Source organism: Carnobacterium sp. CP1, assembly GCF_001483965.1.
GTDB lineage: Bacteria > Bacillota > Bacilli > Lactobacillales > Carnobacteriaceae > Carnobacterium_A > Carnobacterium_A antarcticum.
Genome location: NZ_CP010796.1, coordinates 789,829 through 809,663, shown reverse-complemented (window position 1 = coordinate 809,663; position 19,835 = coordinate 789,829). Strand labels below are relative to the sequence as shown.

Here is a 19,835-nt window from a genome sequence, read left to right as displayed (position 1 = left end):
AAGGTTATAACTCTTACCCGGGGAGGTCTCACTAGCGGTAAATACCGTAGTAACAACGAATAGTGAGAAGTCAGCAGACGCCATAGTAGGAGAACACAGTTCTCTGAAGGGCAGAACAATAATAATCTTGGAATAAACAAGGAGGTGGATGTAGCTCACGACTACAGAAAACATCGTGGTATAGACCGAAAGATGGCTACTCTTGGAGGGATAAGTTGGAAACGAAAGAGTACAAGAGAGTGTAGAGAGCTACAGTAACGATATGATGAAACAAGATAGTATCTCATTAATCAATCAAATCGCTAATTCAGATAATTTAAAGTTAGCCAGCAAGAAAGTGTATCAAAATAAAGGAGCTGCCGGTATCGATGGAGTGACCGTTCATGAATTGGACGCTCACTTAATAAAATATGGTCAGCAAATGATAGAGAAGATGAGAGCAGGAACTTACCAACCACAACCTGTTAAGCTGGTTTCTATCCCTAAGGATAACGGTGGTATAAGAAACTTGGGAATTCCTGTGGTGCGAGATCGAGTGGTGCAACAAGCTATTCTACAAGTGATTGAACCCATCATTGACCCTTCCTTTTCGACATACAGTTATGGTTTTAGGAAAGGCAGGAACGCTCATCAAGCGATTAAACAGGCAGAACAATATGTATCCGAAGGATACAAAACGATTGTCGACTGTGATTTGCGTAACTATTTTGATACAGTTCATCATCAGAAGTTGATGAATTACCTCAACTACTATATCCAAGATAAAATAGTGTTGCGGTTAATATGGAATTTTCTTAAAGCTGGAATTATGGACGGCAATGTCTTTATTGAGAATTATAAAGGAACCCCTCAAGGTGGAGTTATCTCTCCACTACTCGCTAATGTCTATTTAAATCAACTAGATAGAGAATTAGAGAAGCGAGGACACCGGTTTGTACGTTATGCGGACGACTTTTGTATCTATGTGAAAACACCTAGAGCAGGAGAACGAGTTTTAAAAAGCGTGACGACCTTTATAGAGGGAAACCTCCGGTTGGAGATTAATACGGAAAAAAGTAAAGTGACTACTCCAGCTAAAGCTAAGTTTCTAGGTTTCACTATCTGGAAAACACAGGGAAAGTCAGAAGCCGCCCATCTAAGGCGGCTAAACTCAAGTTCCGTAACCGACTGAGAAAACTAACGAGCCGAAAACGTCCTGGTACATTCAAACAAATTATAAAAGAAATTAACCTCTATACACAAGGCTGGATTAATTATTATGGAATTGGAGATATGAAAAGCTTTATCAAGAGCGTAGCTCATTGGCTAAATCATCGATTGAGACAACTATGTTGGAAACGATGGAACAAAGTATCGACTAAATTTCGTATGTTAAGAAAGTATGGAATAGAGAAAGAAGAAGCATGGAAGGTGGCTAATACGAGAAAAGGGTATTGGCGTATGACCCGTACCCACACACTTCACCGAGCGATTACGAAGAAAAAGCTAGTAAATTGGGGTCTAAAAGACCTAAACCAACTTTTCCAGCAGAGATACTTAAGTTATTGAACCGCCGTATACCGAACGGTACGTACGGTGGTGTGAGAGGTCGGAGCCGTAAGGCTCCTCCTACTCGATTCGTTGTTAGTTTAAAATAAATTGACCTTTTGGTGTTTCGGTTACGCCAGTTTTTTGATCGTAAATGGTTTGTCCGCGTAAAATTGTTTTTACAACTTGAGCTCCGATTTCACGACCGATATAAGGACTAAGTTTGTTTTTGTATTCTAAGTCTTCAGCTTTTAAGACATAAGGTGCATCTGGTTTGATAAAGACGAAGTCAGCGTCTTTTCCAATGCTGATTCTGCCTTTAGCATTTAAGTTGTAACGATCAGCAGCATTAGATGAAATAATGCGTCCAAATTGTTCTAAAGACATTCCGCGTTTTTGAACGGCTTCGTCAAACATAACGTCAACGTTATTTTGTAATCCAGCAACTCCGCCCCAAGCTGAGAAAGCATCGCCTTCTTTTAAATCAGGAGTACAAGGAGAGTGGTCAGAAACAGCAAAAGAGATTTCTTCTTTGAATAATTTTTCCCATAAGCCGTCTTGATTTTTTTTGTCGCGGATTGGAGGAGAACATTTAGCAACATTTCCAATTGCGTCTAATTCATCTGTTACAAAGTAGAAGTTGTGAGTACATGTTTCACAGGTTACATCGACACCTTCAGCACGTGCTTTAGTAACTTCTTCAACACCTTCAGGACACGCAACGTGACAAATATGAATACGGCAACCTGTTTCTTTAGCGAAAAGGATCGCGCGACGAATCGGTTCAACTTCAGTAAAGACTGGACGAGATTCTACATAAGCTTTCAATGTTCTAGGACCAGTTTCAGCAGCAATTTGACCTAAGCGATCGGTGATAGCTGCATTTTCAGCATGAATAGCTAAGATTTTACCTGTTTTAGCAATCCGTCTCATTCCTTCGTACAATGAATAGTCATCAACATTTTCAAAGTCTTCAGGTTTGCTGCGGTCGCCGCAAGTTGCCATGAAACATTTATAAGCGGTTACGCCGTCTTCATCTAAGTCGCTGATGTCATCTAAGTTTCTTGGAGTCAATCCGCCAAAGACAGCAACATCTGTTGTCATTTTTCCTTTAGCAACGTCAAATTTGATTTGCAGCGATTCTCTATCCACAGTAGCAGGTAATTGGTTCAAAGGCATTTCAATAAATGAAGTTACGCCGCCTTTAGCTGCTGCTTTTGTTCCGGTTACATAACCTTCCCATTCTGTTCTGCCAGGTTCAGAAATATGCACGTGCGGGTCAATCATTCCAGGAGAAACAATTAAGCCGCGAGCATCAACCACTTCACTGGCATCTGACAAATCAGAACCGATGGCTGCGATTTTTCCATCTTTTACCGCAACATCCGTTACGATTGCTTCGCTTTCTAAAATTACAGTTCCATTTTTTATTAGTAAATCATAGTTCATTTCTTTTCCTCCTAAAATATAATGGTTTTTAAAGTTTGTACATAAGGTTAAATAGCATCTGTGTCCGCATTCATTTCATCAAACTTAGGATTTGCTTTACGGTAGAACGACATTCCAATGATATAAAGAATGAAAGCCGCAATGACACCGACAATCCAAGTCAGGTTTGCAAGAGCAGAAAGAGCGGGGATAAACTTGCCTGAGAAAGCTAGGAAACTGGCAATGATGGTTACAACAAAAGCAAAAATATTGAAGCCGCCTTTATAATAACTGTAATCGCCTTTTTCAGGATACAGCTGAGCTAAGTTGATATCTTGTTTCATAATAACAAAGTAATGAGCTAACATAATACCAATAACAGGTCCCAAAATGCCTCCAATAATATCAAGGAAAGCATAAATACTGGTTTGGTTTTCCATTAGCTTCCAAGGCATTAGTAAGAAACTGACAATACTCGCAATAACGACCCCTTGTTTGTAATTGATTTTAGAAGGGAATAGTGCCGCTATTTGGAAACCAGCAGGAACAATATTTCCAGCTGCGTTTGTAGAAATGGTCGTCATCAATAAAACAATTGTTGCAAGAGCGATAGCTGGCAAACTATCCCAGCTGTTAACGATATCTAAAACATTCCATGTATCATTGCCGTAATAAACACTAGCCCCTGCTAGGATAATAACACTAGTAAAAGCGAATACAATATAAGAAACCAGCAATCCGCTAAATTGACCAACAGCTTGGCTCTTGAATGATTTAGCGTTTTGTGTGAAATCCGAAGCGCTTACAGCTGGGGCAGCCCAAACGGCAACAACAGCGTTAATAATGACTAGGAAAGCCAATAAAGAAGTTCCAGAGTTGTTAAAGCCTTCCGGACGGTATTTCAAGACATTTGCAAGACCGCCGCCGACGTTCAATGCCCAAATGGTCATTCCGCCAAAAACGATATAAATCAAAGGATTTAAAACAGCAGTAAATTTTTTCAAGACGTCTCCGCCGCCTAATCCGATGTATAGATTGACAACCCAGAAAAGAGCGAAGGCGATCAAGCCCGGTAAAGAAATACCAAAGAACTTAACATTTGCACCTATATCCAAAAAACCAGGCCAGATTTTAGCAATCAAAATCAGTAAAGCTTGCGAACCGGTATACGTTTGAAGCCCATACCACATAATAGCTGCAACACAACCTCGTAAGAATCCTGGAAACAATGCTCCACGAATACCGTAAGATGCTTTTAAAATCATTGAAAAAGGAATACCGTATTTGCTGCCGGCTGCTCCATTCAAAATCATAATTCCTGCTACAACTAATGCACTAACAACAATAGCTAGCATAACATTAATGGGAGATAAACCTAAAGCTAGAAAACCTCCAACAGCTACATAGTTGGGAACGTTATGAACCGAACCCATCCAAATCGTAAAGTAGTTAAAGGTCGACCATGTTCGTTTTTCTTTAGTTTTAGGGAGCAAATCTTCTTTATATCCACGCTCTTGATAAGCAGTTAGTTCTTTTTTTCTTATGTTTTCCATTTTTTCCCCTTCCAATCAAAAATAGTTGAATGTTCTTACAATCACTAGAAAGCGTTATCATTCATAAGGTTAAATATACTATGATGAATAACGAGTTTCATTGGCTTAATTGGCTATTTTTTTTAGTTTGGATTGTTTAAAACGAACCATGATTTGTTGCTTTATTTCGGATGATCAGTTGAAAATAACGATAGAGTTAAAACGTGCCATTAAATTGTCATATTGTTATTTATTATAATTTAGAATAAACAGGAATCAGCTAGTTAGAAGTATAAAATCATTATAGGTGTTTTGGTTGTATTAACTAAAGAGAGCGAACTTATTATAGCTGATTTAGACAATGATTTAATCATTGGAAGCGATTACTATTGTATATGAACTAAAAACTTCGTGCAAAGAAGGAGGATAGATATAAGGATACAGAAAATTATAAAGTTTTTATTTGATTTAGTTAAACTATAAGTATTAAAAGTCGCTTTATTATTTACGAGTTATTATAATTAAATTAACATTTAATTAGTAGATAATAAATAGAAAGGGAGATGGATGGAACAATTACACTCAATACGTTCTTGTTATATCAAGTACAAAGAAAATGAAATAGTATAAAGGAGGGGTATTTATGAAATTTTTGAAAAACATCAGTATGACAAACCAGATCATGATCGGAATGGTTCTAGGAATTTTAGCGGGTTTATTGATAGGGCCAGCAATTGCACCCATCAAGATTTTTGGAGATATCTTTTTAAGATTGATACAAATGTCAGTAGTCGTTTTAGTGATGGGAGCTGTGATTGAAGCGGTAGGCAGTTTAGATTCGCGGGAAATTGGTAAATTGGGTATTAAAATAACTGCTTGGTTTATGGGGTCTACGCTAGTGGCAGCGGCACTGGGTATTGTACTTGGCTATTTGATTAAACCAGGAACTGGAATCAATGTGCAATTAGAGTCTTCTGCTATTGAAAGCAATACGGATAGTTTATATGATATTATTTTAAATTTCTTTCCAGCCAATGTAATGGAATCGATGTCTAGCGCGAATATGATTCAAGTCATTATTTTTTCTCTATTATTTGGTTTTTCAATTAGTGTGTTGTCAACGAAAACCGATTTATCGGCTTTAATGGGCGGTATTAAACAATTTAACGTGGTGATTTTGAATATTGTTAAAGTTGTCATGAAGATGGCTCCTTTAGGTATTTTTTCTTTAATTGCTTGGGTTACCGGAACCATAGGACTTGCCGTTATTCTGCCGTTAGCTAAATTTTTACTGGCGATGGCAATCGGAACGGTTATCTTTATGTTCTTGTGGATCATGCTGACTGCAACATATGTCAAAGTAAATCCTTTAATGTTGACAAAGAAACTTTGGAGAATGACGGTAGTGGCATTCACTACGACATCTTCTGCGATTACACTTCCGGTAAAGATGGAAGATTCTGAAAAGAAATTGGGCATCAGTCCAAGAATCTCACGTTTAGTTGGTCCATTGGGCATGGCATTGAACAGTAATGGTTTGGCGTTGTATCTTTCTTTGGCAGCAATAACACTGGCTCAGTTCTATAGTATTGAATTTACGGTACTTGACACCATACAAATGGTCGTTTTATCGACATTGGCTTGTTTAGGTACAGTGGTTGTTCCGGGCGGCGGTTTAGTAGCCTTGGCCATCGTTATTCCATCGTTAGGCTTACCGTTGGAGAGTATTGCTTTATTGGCGGGCATCGATTGGTTTTCTGGAATGTTTAGAACCGTTTTGAATGTAGACGCAGATGCACTGATTGCCATGATTCTGGCACATGATGAAAAAGAAATAGATTACGCTATTTTTAATTCAACAACTGAAGTTTCATCCGAAAGCAAATAAACAAAGCCATTCATTATTTTTTGGAGATAGAATCAAAAAAAACTGTAGCTAAAAGGGGAAGAGTATGATGAAACGATTAAAAAATATTGGTTTATTATTGGTTGTTTTTTTGATAACGTTCGCCACACCTCTAATTGTTTTTGCACAGGGAATTGAAGTCACAAAAACGCCTACTGGCTTCATGGCTATCATTACTATCGTCCCGCTGATCGTTGTCTTAACATTATTATTTTTAAAAGTAGACATGATCATTGCCGGTCTGGCAGGCGGTGTACTGGCCATGATCATCGGAGGTATCGGATTAGGGGAAGTCAACAAACAGTTCCTTGAAGCCATTCCGACGATGCTGACGATCACTGTCCCGATCGTCAATTCAGCTATTGCGATGGCGGTATTCAAGTCTGGCGGGTATACAGCTGCCTTAATGTTAGCCAAAAGAGGAACGAAAGGGAAAGTAGAATATGTTTCAGCTTTTATTGTGATTTTGCTAGCTGCCGCAACGTATATGTCGGGTATCGGCGGGGGAAGTGCCATGGTTATTGCTCCCTTAGCTTTTGCTGCAGTAGGGGTCGTTCCGGAATTGATTGCAGCTATGTCATTAGCGGCTGCCGCTTCTTTTACCACTTCGCCCGCTTCTCTTGAGTCAAGTATCGTTTCAAAATTAGGCGGCTTTCCTATCAGCGAATATGTTTCAACGATGCGTCCTTATTGGTTGCTCTTTGTAGTCGTTGCTATTTTACTAGCTTTTTTTGGAACCAAACGTCGGCACATGGGATTTAAAGAAGAAGCCTCGGATGAATATGCACAACTGAGCAACGCTCAATTAGTCAAGATTACTTTACCGGCTATCTTTTTATTGTTTGCAGTCATTCTTGGACCAGTCGTAAACAATTTAGTTGGCATCGAAATTTTTACGCCATTGGTTTATATGGTGGTAACATTGGCGTTGATTTTCTTCTGTACCAAATTTAATTTAAACGAATCGGTCGAAGCCATGATCGATGGATCAACGTATATCTTAACGCGTCTCTTTCAAGTAGGAATCTTCTTAGGTTTTATTAATGTGATTGCTCAAACGGGTACCTTTGCTGTAATCGCCAGTGTTGCGGAATTGGCCCCCGCCGCTGTGGTTGTTCCGGTTGCGGTCTTAACAGGTATTTTGATCGGGATTCCTGCTGGTGCATATGTCGGTTCTATTTTAACACTGGTACTGCCGGTAGCCATTTCGTTAGGATTCTCGCCGCTTGCCTTAGGGTTTGTGACGATTGGGGTCGGAATGGGCAGTCAAATGAGTTTTGTTAATATCACCATGCAAGCCTTATCCTCTGGTTTTGACCTTCCTATTTTGGATATTGTTAAAGGGAATGTGAAATGGATCAGTTTAGCTTCTGTCTTGCTGTTAGTTTTATCCTTAGTCTTTGCATAAAACAAAAAAGGAGAGAATATAAATGGATATTTTATTGAAACAAGTTCGACTAAACGATGGGGAAAGTTTAAAAGATGTGGGGATTCAAGAAGGCAAAATCAGTGCTATTGAAGAGCACATTTCTGAAACAGCTAATCAAGTGATCGATGCAGCAGGTCGAGTCCTCGTGCCTGGTTTTGTAGAAAGCCACATTCACCTGGATAAAGCTTTGATTGCTGATCGCAAGCCTAACAAATCAGGAACTTTGCAAGAAGCTATCAAAGTAACCGCTGAACTGAAACCAACGTTCACGAAAGAAGACATTTACGAGCGTGCCAAAAAGACGTTAGAAATGATTATTCCTTACGGTGTGACCGCAATCAGAACTCATTCTGAATTTGATCCTGCACAAGGGTTTACTGGATTTGAAACCATCTTAAAATTAAAAGAAGAATACAAAAATTTGGTCGATATCCAAGTCGTAGCTTTTCCGCAAGAAGGGATTTTTAAATCTCCGGGCACAGATAAAATGATGCATGAAGCGATGGAAATGGGCGCAGATGTTGTCGGAGGCATTCCTTACAATGATGCACCGGCTAACGAACACATTGATTTGGTATTTGAAATTGCTAAGAAATATGACAAACCCATTGATCTGCACCAAGACTTCAGTGACGAAGCGAATGATATGTCGATTGAGTATTTGTGCCGAAAAACTATTTCTGAAGGGTATCAAGGAAGAGTAGCAGTTGGACATCTGACAGCACTCCATGCATTGCCTAAAGCGCAGTTGGATCCTCTTATCGAATTGATTGCTGAAGCAGGAATCAGCGTGATGTCTTTACCAGCCACTGATTTACACTTAGGGGCACGAAACGATGAATACAATGTAAGAAGAGCCGTTACCCCGATACGCAAATTAAGAGATGGCGGGGTCAACGTATCGATTGCAACAAATAATATTCGAAACGCCTTTACTCCATATGGAAATGGCGACATCCTTCAAACAGCCATGCTGGCGATTCCAGTAGCGCATTTAGGAGGAGCCGATGATTTGCCGACGGTATTGCCGATGATTACTGATCATCCCGCACAAGCAATCGGATTAAAAAATTATGGTATTGCGGTGGGAAATAAAGCCGATGTAGTTTTATTGGATACATTTGTCAAAACGAATGCGATCATCGATATACCTGAGAGACTGTATGTGATTAAGGACGGGAAAGTAACCGTCGAAAACAAAAAGGAAACCATTATTCATCGTTAAAATGGAAACAACAAAACAAAGCCTCGTAAACCAAACGGATTAAATCTATTTGGTTTACGAGTGTTTTTAGTTTTTTTGTCAAATCGTATTGGTGACTTCTTAGGGATTGAAATTTCCACCGGAACTTATGTGTTTGCTTGTAGAAAGCCATGGGATCGTTTGGATCCTTAGTGGTCTCCAGGCTTTCAAGCAGCTACTATTCCTCCAAAAATTTAAAAATTGTAGAATACATTCGTTTCACTTACCAACATAAAAAATGTTAGAATCTGTCTTTGTAGTGTATCAATAAAAGTAAATTTGAAAGGAAGGGAACCATGAACCGAGTATATAAAGAAGAAAAAAGCAATTATCTGAGGACGTTTTTTAAAGAAAATCATGTAGGAGTAGTGCATAGCAAATTTGACCACAGCTTAAATATCAAATTAGGGAAACAATTGGTTCATGTGAGCGATACGCTTGAACCTTTGTCAGCTTTCGGAATAAAAGCAAACGATGAAAAAATCCACTCTCTATTAAAGGCAGTTGAAATCGGTGATTTTGTTAGTTGTCAAAATCAAGTATTGACTTTTTATAACAGTCTAAATAAAATCGCATTGGTCATTGAGCTGGAAACTCTTGCCGAAACCGATTTAAAATTAGTACCGTTTGATGCCCACCCGCAACTTATTGAAGAAACGGTTTTTTTTAAAGAACTTATGGACATCCCGGTACAAATGCAAACCGGTTTGCCAATGAGCGCAAAAACCACTAAATATCTTGAAAATTTAAGGCACTACCCAACGTATGCTTTGACGGCGAATGAGCAAAGTGTGATCATCAATCATTTTTTAGGCAGAGGCATTGGACTTACGCCAAGCGGCGATGATTTTCTTATTGGGTACACAAGCCTATTGATTTTATTTAATCAACAGCATGAGTGGCTTAGACGGTTGCAGCAACTTGTCAGAAGCGGCAAGACGACGGACATCAGTTTAGCTTATTTGAATTGTCTTTTAGAAGGGGGAGTGAATGAAAACATTAAGGAACTCCTAGATTTATTTTATTCAGAAGATCAACAGATTCTCAAAAAAAAAAATAGAACGTATGCGTTTATTTGGACATACTTCTGGAACAGACACTTTATTAGGCATCGTCACTGGAACCGAAGCAATGAACCATACAGAAAAGAACAGCAGGGGGATTTAATCAACGATAGATAAGTGTAATTCAGCCTATTGACTATGCCGATTCTATCTATTAATCTATGGGAGCAAGCGCAACTATCACAGCAACTAATGTCAGGAGTAAAGGTACATGAATCAAGGATCTATCGAAGATTTAACCAATGAAGAAATAAAAGAGCTCCAAGAATGTTCTGATTTGATCTTTGTAGAAACCGTAGTGGATGGTTTCTTTGAAGTTAAAGTCAAATCGCCAACTGAAATGTTTCCAACAGATATTTTCTATACGAGAGAATACATTGGCGAATTTTTAATGTCAAAATACAAATTGCACATTTTGATCGAATCTAATAATGGGATGTTTTTGTATCAACCAAATCGTTTAGGGGAAAAATGAAAGAAGAAGCTAGTAATTTAATGCTAGCTTCTTTAGTTTATAGAGAGAAAAGCTTCCTAATTTCAACTATAAAATTAGGGTTGAGAAGAAGAATTCTTAACTCATAAAAAAACAATCTTATTCCATTCTCAAAGTGGAAAAAGATTGTTTTTTGTTGTAACTTACTTTAGCGATTTTTTCGAAAAAAAGTCTATAGTTTGGAGTTTTATACCTATGATTTGTTTCTTACGTCCTTATTTTATTTTAGCTAAGCTAAACATAACAATTGAAAACGATTACTTTTGGAAGGAGATACTTGAATAGGGAAGATATGGATTCACACTATTGGCTTTATTTTTAATAGGTTTAATTATTATTTTTGAATAAGGATTTCAATTAATAAGTCATAAACATTCATTTAAGGAGGAAAACATTGTGAAACTTTATTTTTCTGGAGATACACAAGAGGTAATAGAAGGATTGGAACTGTTAAGTGGTAAATTAGCCATTCAATTAACTAGAGAAGGTTATCCTATAAAAGTCACACAAAGAATGGGCAATCTTAAAGTAACAAATTCCAATGGCCAAGGCGAAATTTTTTATCAAGAAAAAAGCCACTTTTTTAGAGGTGTAGGGTTATTCTTAGAAGCTATTGAAAGCCAGGAGGAATTCGCCATTGAGGAGGTTTTGCAATTTGATACAGGTGGTGCAATGCTGGATTCTTCTAGAAATGCTGTTTTAGCTGTTAAAGGGATCAAAGAGTTGCTTCGTGATATGTCAGTTATGGGTTTAAACTTATTGATGATGTACACTGAAGACACTTACGAAGTCGATGAATATCCTTATTTTGGGTATATGCGCGGACGATACACTAAAAATGAAATTCGAGAGCTTGATCAATATGCTTTGAAGTTAGGAATTGAAATGGTTCCCTGCATCCAAACGTTAGGTCATTTGCGAGAAGCTTTAAAATGGGAATATGCTAACGAATTAAGAGATACAGAAGATATTTTATTAATTGATGAGCCTAAAACTTATGAATTTCTAAGAAATTTAATCAAATCTGCAACGGAGCCTTATGTATCTAATCGCATTCATATTGGAATGGATGAGGCACATGACTTAGGGTTAGGCAGATATTTAGAATTGAATGAATATAAAAACCGTTTTGAGTTAATGAATTCTCATTTGCAACAAGTAGTTAAAATTACTGAGTCATTTGGATTACAAGCGATGCTGTGGAGTGATATGTATTTTAAATTAGGTTCTAAAACGAATGAATATACGGATATAAACGCAGAATTTCCTGAAGAAATCATTGCAGGCATCCCAAATGTTCAAATGGTTTATTGGGATTATTACCATACTGAAGAAGCTACCTATGCTGGAATGATGAAAAAACATTCTGAGTTGGGAGAAAATCAAATTTTTGCTGGAGGCATTTGGACGTGGAACGGACTTGCCCCCAATTATGGGAAAACGTGGGCGACAACCAAAGCAGGGTTAACAGCAGCTAAAAAGAGTGGCGTTAAAGAAGTCTTTGCAACTATGTGGGGCGATAATGGCGCTGAAACGCCGGTATTAACAGCCTTGCCTGGATTGCAGTTGTATGCGGAACACATGTACCATAAAGATGTTGAAGAAGCTGAAGTGGCTAGACGGTTCAATTTTTGTACTGGATCCAATATAGACGATTTTTTGATTTTGCAGAATTTAGATGAGACTACGGGTGTGAGTCCATATAATATCATGACTTCTCAAACATCAAAAATTTTATTGTGGCAAGATAGCTTGATAGGATTGTTTGATGAGAATATCAATGGATTAGACTTAAATCAACATTATGCTGATTTAGTTCCACGATTGGAACAAGCAAAGAAAAACAATCCATCGTTGAATTTATTGTTTGATTTTTATGAAAATCTTGCACGGGTGTTAAGCATAAAAGCAGAGTTAGGTATTCAGTTAAAAGCGGCTTATGATGCAGCTGATCGATTTAAAATGCAAGAGTTAGTGGATGTTGCGCTCGTACTTTCCCGAAAAATAGACGTTTTAAGAAAAAGTCATCGTGAGTTGTGGTTTTCCATAAATAAACCCTTTGGTTGGGAAATATTGGATATTCGTTATGGAGGTGTGCTTTTACGTAATGAAACGACAATTTACCGGCTAACTCAATGGATAAATCATGAAATTGTGTTAATTGAAGAATTAGAAGAAAAACGCCTACCGTTTAAAGGTCCTTATGGGAATCCGGAAGGCAGTCTCGGCAATAGTATGTATCATCGTATCGTTACATCAAGTGCTTTCTCAAGCTAATAAAAAAAAGCCACGCTAATAGAAGCAGCAGATTACTAGAGATTATAGAGCCTTCTAGGCTGCTTCTATTCGTCTGTTTATATGGAGGGCAAAAAAATGAGATTAACCGATATTCAAAACCCAGGTAAGCTGCATCGAAACCGTGAACAAAGCCGAGCTTATTTTATTCCTTTTGCTGATGAATACACGGCAATAGTAGGTGAAACTAAAAAATCTACGCGTCTTCAATCATTAAATGGACTGTGGAAATTTCATTATGCTGAAAACCCAGTAGAAGCTCCACAAGAGTTTTTTCAAGAAAGTTATGACGTCGATAAATGGGGTGACATTGAAGTGCCGTCACATTGGCAGTTAAAAGGGTATGGCCGGCCGCAGTATACAAATGTCACTTATCCCTTTCAAGTAGATCCACCACATATACCAAGTGAGAACCCTACCGGTAGTTATCGACGTCATTTTTATCTCCCGTCGGAATGGAGAAACCACCAAGTTTTCTTGCGCTTTGAAGGAGTTGATAACAGCTTTCATATCTGGATCAATGGTCAACAAGTAGGATTCAGCAAAGGCAGTCGATTGCCAGCAGAATTTAACATAACAGCTTATTTAAAAAATGGGGAAAATACGATAGCCGTTCGCGTATATCAATGGTCTGATTCCTCTTATCTGGAAGACCAAGACATGTGGTGGCTAAGCGGGATTTTTAGAGACGTTTATTTGCTAGCACGTCCAGCAACATATATTCGAGATTTTTTTGTTCGTCCTTCTTTAGATAAAAATTATGCAGATGCTAATCTTACTGTTGATCTAGATTTTCATCAGTCTGATTTAATGACTTTACAAAATTTGAAATTAACGTATACCTTATTGGACAAACACCAAAAAGAGGTACAAAATGGTTCGGGGAAAATGATTGATTTAGAATCAAAACAGAGCCTCAACCTGTTCGTTAAGCAGCCCCAAAAATGGTCTGCAGAAACGCCATACTTGTATCAATTGGTGTTGACTTTGATAGATGAAGAAGAGACGGTTATCGAAGTTCTGTCCCAAAAGATAGGTTTTCGTTCAGTTGAATTAAAGAATGGGTTGATTCTAATCAATGGCGTACCCATTACATTTAAAGGGGTTAATCGTCATGACACTCATCCTGATTTTGGCCGATCTGTAACGACAAAAGATATGGAAAAAGATATTCAACTGATGAAGCAAGGGAACTTTAATGCAGTCCGTTCTGCCCATTATCCTAATGCTCCTCAATTCTATAACTTGTGTGATGAGTATGGATTATATGTTATGAATGAAGCGGATTTGGAAACCCATGGATTCGAAACCATAGGTGATGTGAATCGTTTAAGCAATGATCCAACATGGGAAAAAGCCTACGTCGATCGGATGGAAAGAATGGTGGAACGCGATAAAAATCATCCTTCGATCGTATTTTGGTCTTTAGGAAATGAGTCTGGTAATGGTTGCAATCATCAAGCCATGGCAGATTGGACGATAAAAAAAGAATCAGCATTTCTTATCCATCATGAAGGTGCCACAAAAGAGCTCTTTGATACTCAGCAATACCATAAAGATTCGATTATTTCAGCAGTGAATTCAACGATGTACACTTCGATTGATCTTTTAGAAAAACTCGGACGAGATACAACTCATCTTAAACCCCATATTTTATGTGAATACGGACACGCAATGGGAAATGGTCCGGGATCGATGAAAGAATATTGGGAAGTGTTTGAAAAATATCCGAGAATGCAAGGAGGGTTTGTTTGGGAATGGGCTGACCATGGTTTACGACAACAAAATTCAGCTGGTGAAGAATTTTATGCTTATGGCGGTGATTTTGGAGACCAACCCAATGACTATAATTTTGTCATTGACGGTTTGGTGCAACCTGATCGAACACCTTCACCAGCTTATTACGAATTAAAAAAAGTTATGGAACCGGTAAAAATAGAGGCAGCTAACCTTGAAAAAGGGTTCTTCTTAATAACCAATCAGTATGATTTTCAAACGTTAGACAATTTAAATCTCTCGTGGTCACTTAAAGCAAACCATAAAATAATTCAAAAAGGACAGATTTCCATTATGGGAATAGAGCCAAAACAAACGCGAGAAGCGTTCGTGCCGCTTGAACCATTAAAAGCATCTTATTTTGCAGCGGAAAGCTTATGGTTGGAAGTACAATTTACCCTAAAGAGTTCAACGAACTGGGGAGCTATTGGACATGAGGTAGCTTGGAAACAATTCAATTTGCTCCCACAGCCAGCTGAAATAAGTTGGAAACGAACTGTTGGACAAAACGATACGCCGTTAACGATTGAAGAAACACAGAGTTCTCTTTTTATTTCCGGATCAAACTTTGAATTCATTTTTCATAAAGTCAAAGGTCATCTCGTCTCATGGATACACGAAGGACAATTATTAGTTGAAAAAGGACCTGAAATGAATTTTTGGAGAGCTATGACCAATAATGATCATCGATCGGAAAAATTGTGGGAAAACGCAGGTCTTCATTGGCTGCAGCAAAGAACAGATAGCTTTACATGGACTCTTGTAGAGGATAAAAAGACTGTCAAAATTATTATTCAACAACGAATCGGTCCTCCGATGTTGGCTTGGGGGATCAATGCAACACTAAGTTATGAAATTAATAGTGTTGGGGAAGTGCTTATTCAAGCACAAGGCCAACCTGAAAATGACTTTCCACGTACCATTCCGCGAATGGGATTTGAACTGATCTTACCCGAGGAGTTTAATCAGGTTGAGTGGCATGGACGTGGCCCCGGGGAATCCTATAGCGATACAAAAGAAGCAAGCCGTTTTGGAATGTATGAAAGCAGCATAGAAGGACTGAGCTTCGATTATATTTTTCCTCAAGAAAATGGCAATCGAACGGATGTAACTTGGTTGACGCTGACTAATGAACAAGGGAGTGGTTTGCTAGTTACTGGCACAAGGACTTTTGATTTTAGCGCTCGTCATTATACTCAACAAAACTTAGATAAAGCACAGCACATTTATGAATTGAGGAAAACAAAAGAGGTTTACCTCTATCTTGATAAACAACAACATGGAATTGGATCCGCTAGTTGTGGTCCAGATGTTTTAGCTGAGTATGAACTGTTAGTTGAACCATTTGCCTTTAGTTTTTTATTAAAGCCAGTTTATCCTTAAAGCATACCTCGTTATTAGTCAAATTATTGGTATAGGCTGTTATTTATTTTTGATGAGGATAAACAACAGCTCTAAGCTTACTATTAGTAGCAAATAAAGGTTGTTTTTGCTCACTTTCTATAGTTTGTGTAGGATAAACCATAATTTATTCCTTTCTTCATTCGGTATAGTTAGTTAAAATAAACATATAAAGAAAGCGGTTACTAATTAAGGGAGGAGAACGAAATGAAAAAGAAAAAAAGAGGATTTTTGTATCATTTAAATAGAAACAAAGCGATGTTATTTATGGCACTGCCTGGAGCAATCTGGTTGATTTTCTTTTTCTATATACCTGTAGCAGGGAATGTGGTAGCTTTTAAAGATTTCAGGTTTATCGAAAACGGCGGTTTTTGGGGAAGTATCAGTCAAAGTAAATGGGTAGGATTTGATAACTTCAAGTTTTTATTTTCTTCTTCCAATGCCTATATCATTACTAGAAATACACTTCTTTACAACATAACATTCATTTTAGCGGGATTGATTTTGGCAGTCAGCATTGCTGTAATTGTTAGTCAATTGCGGTCCAAAAAAATGATTAAAGTCTATCAAACTTCTATGTTGCTTCCTTATTTTCTATCATGGGTTATTATTAGTTATTTTGTATACGCTTTCCTTAGTCCTGATAAAGGCTTGATCAACTCAATCATTGTTGGACAAGGAGGAACGCCCATTAGTTGGTATTCTGACCCGACTTACTGGCCTTATATCTTAGTGTTTTTAGGTATCTGGAAAGGTGTCGGTTACAGCAGCGTTATTTATTTCGCAGCCATTATGGGAATTGAACCAGCTTTTTATGAAGCGGCCGAAATTGATGGTGCTAGTAAATGGCAACAAATTCGACATGTTACATTGCCACATTTAGTTCCTCTGATTACCATTTTAACTATTATGGGAGTAGGCGGGATTTTCAAAGCTGACTTCGGTTTATTCTATCAAATCCCAAGAAATGCAGGTGCGCTTTATAACGTGACCTCAGTATTAGATACTTATATTTATAATGGTTTAGCTTCAAGTGGAGACATCGGAATGACAACAGCAGCTGGCTTGTACCAATCGGTTGTCGGTTTTATCTTAGTTGTGGTCACCAACTTGATTGTCCGTCGTTTTGATGAAGAATCAGCATTATTCTAACAAGAAAGGAGATGTAAAAATGCAAACTGAAGAAAGCTATGCAGCAGTAGAAGTAAAAAGTAAAAATAAGGATACAGATAAGAAAAAGAAAAAGCACATCCATTCAGTCAATTACAAAGGATTTGGAAAGAAAACGAATATCTTTTTTAATATATTAATTGGATTATTTGCTTTTTCCTGTGTGTTTCCTTTTATTTTTATCATTATTTTATCTTTTAGTGATGAAACAGCCATGGTTGTTAACGGATATCAGTTGATTCCAGAAACTTGGAGTCTTGATGGTTATCGCTATTTGGCTCAAATGGGCGATCAAATTATTCAAGCTCTTTTCGTTACTGTCTTTGTCACGGTTGTCGGAACGCTGATCAATACTACGTTAACTTCTTCATATGCTTACGCTATTTCGCGTAAAGATTTTAAATTCCGCAAGTTTTTTACAATGTTTGCATTAGTAACGATGTTGTTTAGTGCCGGATTAGTGCCAGGTTACATCGTGATGACGAGTTTGCTGGGACTAAAAGATACCATTTGGGCTTTAATTTTACCGATGGCTATGAGTCCTTTCAATATTATTGTTATGCGAACCTTCTTTATTCGCTCCGTACCAAATTCTATTATCGAATCAGCTAGAATCGATGGTGCAGGAGAACTTAGAACGTTTTGGAAAATTGTCTTGCCATTGGCTGTACCGGGAATTGCTACGATCAGTTTATTTGCTGCTATCGGGTTTTGGAATGATTGGTTCAATGCGCTACTATATATTCAAAGTGATAATCTAATGCCGCTTCAATATGTATTGATGCAGATTCAAAGCAATATTGAGTTCATGATAGAAAATGCAGGTATGAGCTCGATGATCGGTGCTGCTGGTATTCCGAAAGAAGCTACTCGAATGGCAATGGTCGTTATTTCAACGCTGCCGATAGCATTAAGCTATCCGTTCTTCCAAAAATATTTTATCAGTGGTTTAACGATCGGTGGAGTGAAAGAGTAACCATTCGATAAAGATAGTTTATGGTTGTTTTATATCTTTTAACTAAAGGGTATGAGCTTTTAAAAAAATAGTAATGGAGGAAAAAAAATGAAGATCAATTTTAAGAAAACGTTGGTTAAAGGAGCGGTAGCACTCTTATGCGGTGCAGCTCTAGTGGGTTGTGGCAGATTAGCAGCTGGTGACAGCAAAGAAAGCGAAAATAAAAATAGTGGTGGGGATAAAGATACGGTTTTAATGTATCAAGTCGGAGTGGCGCCAGAAAATTTAGATGAATTGATGGAGATCGCCAATAAACGGATCGAAGATGAAGTAGGTGTCCGTTTGAAAATTCAATATATCGGCTGGGGTGATTATGAGAAAAAAATGAATGTTATTACTTCTTCTGGAGAAAATTATGATATTGCTTTTGCACAAGACTACTTAAACAACGCTCAGAAAGGAGCATATGCTGACTTAACAGAATTAGCTCAAAAGTATGCACCTGAAACAATGGAACAAATAGATGAAGCTTACATTACTGGAAATACCATTGATGGAAAATTATATGCCATTCCTGTAAATGCCAATGTTTATGCACAACAAATGTTCACATTCAATCCCACATTCCTAGATAAATACGATATGAATATTTCAAAAGTTGAGACGTTGGAAGATTTGGAACCATTTTTACAAACGGTTAAAGATAATGAATCTGGTGTTGTTCCCTTAACGGCTGGTTCAGGTTGGAGAATCGAAAAAGACTTGGATTACTTAATCGGAAATAATGTTCCTTTAGGCATTGATTTAAATGGCGATCCTAAAAAACTGATCAATCCTTATGAAGAAGGCGATAGCTTATTGCCATTACTTGATACAATGCATGATTACTATACAAAAGGATTTGTTCCCGCTGATGCAGCTACTAGCCAAACGGCATACAATACAGATGAAGACACTTGGTTTGTAAGACAAGAAACTCAAGGACCTTATGATTACGGCGATTACTTGCTGCAACGAATTACTGGAAAAGAAATAACTTCAAGACCATTCAGTAAAGCAGCTAAAACGGTAGCACAAGCACGTATGGCTAACTTTGTTATTTCAAACAATTCTAAGAAAAAAGAAGAATCTATGAAAGTCTTAAATTTGTTGAACTCAGACCCTGAATTATTAAACGGTTTAGTATATGGAGTCGAAGGCAGAAACTGGGAAAAAACCGATGAAGAAGGGCGTATTCGTTTATTAGATGGTTATTCTGATCCTAAGAGCGGCTATATGTCAGCTTGGAATTTAGCAAACAATGCGATTCTTTACATTGACGAAAAAGTAACCGATGAACAAATTGAACACAGAGACAAATCCATTGAAGAAGCGGAAGAATCTCCATTACTTGGATTTAATTTTGTGACTGACAATGTTAAAACTGAAATCACCAACGTGAACAATGTAGCAGCTCAATATACTGCTGGATTACAAACAGGTAGTGTTGATCCTAAAAAAGTTGTTCCAGAATATTTAGAAAAATTAAAAGAAGCCGGATTAGATAAAATTCAAGAAGAAGCTCAAAAACAATTTGATGAATTCAATGCAAACAAATAATTAGTTCACCCCTGATT

General features: G+C 37.7%; 14 protein-coding genes. 12 read left to right on the top strand and 2 right to left on the bottom strand.

Features of this window, described 5'->3' with window-relative positions; translation table 11 throughout:
* Nucleotides 1-262: 262 nt before the first annotated feature.
* A complete protein-coding gene (gene ltrA / locus NY10_RS04025; protein ID WP_231726764.1) occupies nucleotides 263-1,171 on the top strand; it encodes a group II intron reverse transcriptase/maturase in 909 nt (302 codons plus the stop codon).
* Nucleotides 1,102-1,548: a group II intron maturase-specific domain-containing protein gene (locus NY10_RS12760; protein WP_335338711.1), complete on the top strand. Its 447-nt coding sequence runs from the start codon at nucleotides 1,102-1,104 to the stop codon at nucleotides 1,546-1,548. The genes ltrA and NY10_RS12760 overlap by 70 nt, the downstream gene beginning before the upstream one ends.
* Nucleotides 1,549-1,623: 75 nt before the next feature.
* Here the strand turns inward: NY10_RS12760 and allB are convergent, their stop codons facing one another.
* Nucleotides 1,624-2,976 carry an allantoinase AllB gene (gene allB / locus NY10_RS04020; protein WP_058918755.1) on the bottom strand — a complete coding sequence of 451 codons (1,353 nt, stop codon included), beginning with the start codon at nucleotides 2,974-2,976 and terminating at the stop codon, nucleotides 1,624-1,626.
* A gap of 47 nt (nucleotides 2,977-3,023) precedes the next feature.
* Nucleotides 3,024-4,508 (bottom strand): allantoin permease, encoded by a 1,485-nt coding sequence (gene allW / locus NY10_RS04015; protein WP_082664175.1) that lies wholly within the window; start codon nucleotides 4,506-4,508, stop codon nucleotides 3,024-3,026.
* Nucleotides 4,509-5,130: 622 nt separating this feature from the next.
* Between allW and NY10_RS04010 the strand changes: the two genes are divergently transcribed.
* The 10 genes from NY10_RS04010 (at nucleotide 5,131) to NY10_RS03965 (ending at nucleotide 19,818) form a co-directional block, all read left to right on the top strand.
* The gene (locus tag NY10_RS04010; RefSeq protein ID WP_082664174.1) at nucleotides 5,131-6,375 is read left to right on the top strand and encodes a dicarboxylate/amino acid:cation symporter; all 1,245 of its coding nucleotides are present in this window, start codon (nucleotides 5,131-5,133) and stop codon (nucleotides 6,373-6,375) included.
* 181 nt (nucleotides 6,376-6,556) lie between these two features.
* Complete coding sequence (locus NY10_RS04005) at nucleotides 6,557-7,801, top strand: citrate transporter (protein ID WP_376821375.1); 1,245 nt, start codon at nucleotides 6,557-6,559, stop codon at nucleotides 7,799-7,801.
* 22 nt (nucleotides 7,802-7,823) lie between these two features.
* The gene (locus NY10_RS04000) at nucleotides 7,824-9,047 is read left to right on the top strand and encodes an amidohydrolase family protein (protein ID WP_058918753.1); all 1,224 of its coding nucleotides are present in this window, start codon (nucleotides 7,824-7,826) and stop codon (nucleotides 9,045-9,047) included.
* 314 nt (nucleotides 9,048-9,361) lie between these two features.
* Complete coding sequence (locus NY10_RS03995; protein ID WP_058918752.1) at nucleotides 9,362-10,246, top strand: oxamate carbamoyltransferase subunit AllH family protein; 885 nt, start codon at nucleotides 9,362-9,364, stop codon at nucleotides 10,244-10,246.
* 94 nt (nucleotides 10,247-10,340) lie between these two features.
* On the top strand, nucleotides 10,341-10,604 hold the full coding sequence (locus tag NY10_RS03990; protein WP_058918751.1) for a hypothetical protein: 264 nt from the start codon (nucleotides 10,341-10,343) through the stop codon (nucleotides 10,602-10,604).
* Nucleotides 10,605-11,018: 414 nt separating this feature from the next.
* Nucleotides 11,019-12,899 (top strand): beta-N-acetylhexosaminidase, encoded by a 1,881-nt coding sequence (locus NY10_RS03985; protein WP_058918750.1) that lies wholly within the window; start codon nucleotides 11,019-11,021, stop codon nucleotides 12,897-12,899.
* 96 nt (nucleotides 12,900-12,995) lie between these two features.
* On the top strand, nucleotides 12,996-16,076 hold the full coding sequence (gene lacZ, locus NY10_RS03980) for a beta-galactosidase, LacZ type (RefSeq protein ID WP_058918749.1): 3,081 nt from the start codon (nucleotides 12,996-12,998) through the stop codon (nucleotides 16,074-16,076).
* A gap of 225 nt (nucleotides 16,077-16,301) precedes the next feature.
* Complete coding sequence (locus tag NY10_RS03975; protein ID WP_058918748.1) at nucleotides 16,302-17,246, top strand: ABC transporter permease; 945 nt, start codon at nucleotides 16,302-16,304, stop codon at nucleotides 17,244-17,246.
* A 19-nt stretch (nucleotides 17,247-17,265) separates the two neighbouring features.
* A complete protein-coding gene (locus tag NY10_RS03970) occupies nucleotides 17,266-18,240 on the top strand; it encodes a carbohydrate ABC transporter permease (RefSeq protein ID WP_082664172.1) in 975 nt (324 codons plus the stop codon).
* 87 nt (nucleotides 18,241-18,327) lie between these two features.
* On the top strand, nucleotides 18,328-19,818 hold the full coding sequence (locus NY10_RS03965; protein ID WP_058918747.1) for an ABC transporter substrate-binding protein: 1,491 nt from the start codon (nucleotides 18,328-18,330) through the stop codon (nucleotides 19,816-19,818).
* Nucleotides 19,819-19,835: the final 17 nt, after the last annotated feature.

What these genes read in the sequence shown, in the direction of transcription:
- NY10_RS04005 (WP_376821375.1), top strand. Translation starts at nt 6,557, where the DNA reads ATGGCTATCATTACTATCGTCCCGCTGATCGTTGTCTTAACATTATTA.
- lacZ (WP_058918749.1), top strand. Translation starts at nt 12,996, where the DNA reads ATGAGATTAACCGATATTCAAAACCCAGGTAAGCTGCATCGAAACCGT.
- NY10_RS03965 (WP_058918747.1), top strand. Translation starts at nt 18,328, where the DNA reads ATGAAGATCAATTTTAAGAAAACGTTGGTTAAAGGAGCGGTAGCACTC.
- allW (WP_082664175.1), bottom strand. Translation starts at nt 4,508, where the DNA reads ATGGAAAACATAAGAAAAAAAGAACTAACTGCTTATCAAGAGCGTGGA.
- NY10_RS04010 (WP_082664174.1), top strand. Translation starts at nt 5,131, where the DNA reads ATGAAATTTTTGAAAAACATCAGTATGACAAACCAGATCATGATCGGA.
- NY10_RS03970 (WP_082664172.1), top strand. Translation starts at nt 17,266, where the DNA reads ATGCAAACTGAAGAAAGCTATGCAGCAGTAGAAGTAAAAAGTAAAAAT.
- NY10_RS03975 (WP_058918748.1), top strand. Translation starts at nt 16,302, where the DNA reads ATGAAAAAGAAAAAAAGAGGATTTTTGTATCATTTAAATAGAAACAAA.
- NY10_RS03995 (WP_058918752.1), top strand. Translation starts at nt 9,362, where the DNA reads ATGAACCGAGTATATAAAGAAGAAAAAAGCAATTATCTGAGGACGTTT.
- NY10_RS03990 (WP_058918751.1), top strand. Translation starts at nt 10,341, where the DNA reads ATGAATCAAGGATCTATCGAAGATTTAACCAATGAAGAAATAAAAGAG.
- allB (WP_058918755.1), bottom strand. Translation starts at nt 2,976, where the DNA reads ATGAACTATGATTTACTAATAAAAAATGGAACTGTAATTTTAGAAAGC.
- NY10_RS04000 (WP_058918753.1), top strand. Translation starts at nt 7,824, where the DNA reads ATGGATATTTTATTGAAACAAGTTCGACTAAACGATGGGGAAAGTTTA.
- ltrA (WP_231726764.1), top strand. Translation starts at nt 263, where the DNA reads ATGATGAAACAAGATAGTATCTCATTAATCAATCAAATCGCTAATTCA.